The organism is Bacillus sp. GMs2/2, from assembly GCF_050172095.1.
GTDB classification, from domain to species: Bacteria; Bacillota; Bacilli; order Bacillales; family Bacillaceae_G; genus Bacillus_A; species Bacillus_A cereus.
Genome location: NZ_JBNLYE010000657.1, coordinates 1 through 1449 on the forward strand (window position 1 = coordinate 1; position 1449 = coordinate 1449).

The following is a 1449-nucleotide window of genomic DNA, read 5'->3' on the forward strand; positions in this document are numbered from 1 at the left end:
TTTACTAATTATACATATTTTTTCTGATATAATGAATGAGTAGAGAGAAAGGAGTGATCCTATGGCATTTCCTATACTAGAAACAGAACGCTTACGTTTAGTTGAAATAGAACAATCTTATTGTCAAAAAATATATGAAATCTTTTCATTGGATGAAGTGACGTGTTACTACGGTATGAATTCTTTTACGGAGTTTGGACAAGCTTCACGTATGATCGAATCTTTTTCAAAAAATTACTTTGAGAAAAAGGCAATACGATGGGGAATTGTGTTAAAAGAAACGAACGTTTTAATAGGAACAATTGGACTAAACAATTTACAATTATGGAGTAAACGATCTGAGATTGGATATGATCTGCATCCTCGCTATTGGGGAAATGGTTATGCTTCAGAAGCAGCTGGAGAAATTATTAATTATGGATTTAAAGATTTAGGTTTGTTTAGAATTGGAGCTATTACATATCCTGAAAATGTTACTTCTTGTAGAATGTTATCTAAAATTGGCTTCCAAAAGGAAGGGCTATTGCGCGGATATATTCATCAAGGAAATAAGCAACACGATGCATTATTGTATTCTATAGTGCGAACTGATGTTGAGGACATAAATTTATAATAAAAAAAACCTCTTAATTAAAAGAGGTTTTTTTTATTATAAATTAACCTAATTTAGGTAATAAACGTTCTCCGCTTTTCATGCTACTTTTACATAAAGGGCATTTAGGCTCTTCTTCAAATGAAAAGTTCTTTCTCATCCATCCTAAACAATCCTCTGATTCACATTCCCAAACAGGGGTTTGTTCTGGTGGTACTTCTGCTACATCGTTCTTTCGATTGCGATACATGTAACCACTCCTTTTATGTAAAAAATTTTAGTTATATATTAAAAAGGTTGTTAACCTTGCTGGTAACAACCTTTTTATTGTTTGAATTATAGCTTTACAACGTTTTTAGCTTGAGGTCCGCGGTTACCTTCTTCAACTTCAAAGCTAACTTCTTGACCTTCGTCAAGAGACTTGAAGCCGTCGCCAGTGATAGCTGAGAAGTGAACGAATACATCGTTACCGTCTGCAACTTCGATGAAACCGAAACCTTTTTCGCTGTTAAACCATTTTACTTTACCTGTTAATGTCATGGTAATGCCTCCTAAAAGTAGAAAAATTACAATATGATCGGCCTTATTTGAATGAAAATAAAATTTCACATATTATCAAAAACCCATAAGGAGTACAAACTGTCCCTGATTGATACTTGATAATATGCAAAGAAAATATAGTGTTAAATTGACCTTAATTACTATCTTACAACAAATGGTGGGAAATAGCAAGTGCTGGTAATACCACTGAGTAATCTGGGTGATAATAGTAAAGGCACAAAGGCACCTCTTTTATTTATATATTATTCCTAATTGGGATTTATGCAAAATCATGTAAGAAAAACTTAGAGTAAATA

At 32.7% G+C, this 1449-nt stretch carries 3 protein-coding genes; 1 reads left to right on the top strand and 2 read right to left on the bottom strand.

Annotation, left to right across the window (positions count from 1 at the left end; all coding sequences use genetic code 11):
* Positions 1–61 precede the first annotated feature (61 nt).
* Entirely contained in the window at positions 62–613 is a 552-nt protein-coding gene (locus ACQGS6_RS28395) for a GNAT family N-acetyltransferase (protein ID WP_000885392.1), read from the top strand.
* A 43-nt stretch (positions 614–656) separates the two neighbouring features.
* On the opposite strand, the gene ACQGS6_RS28400 is transcribed toward ACQGS6_RS28395, so the two are convergent.
* Together ACQGS6_RS28400 and cspD are read right to left on the bottom strand one after the other, a co-directional pair.
* The gene (locus ACQGS6_RS28400; protein ID WP_000286203.1) at positions 657–842 is read right to left on the bottom strand and encodes a cold-shock protein; all 186 of its coding nucleotides are present in this window, start codon (positions 840–842) and stop codon (positions 657–659) included.
* A gap of 86 nt (positions 843–928) precedes the next feature.
* Positions 929–1132 (bottom strand): cold-shock protein CspD, encoded by a 204-nt coding sequence (cspD, locus tag ACQGS6_RS28405; RefSeq protein ID WP_000176366.1) that lies wholly within the window; start codon positions 1130–1132, stop codon positions 929–931.
* Positions 1133–1449 lie beyond the last annotated feature (317 nt).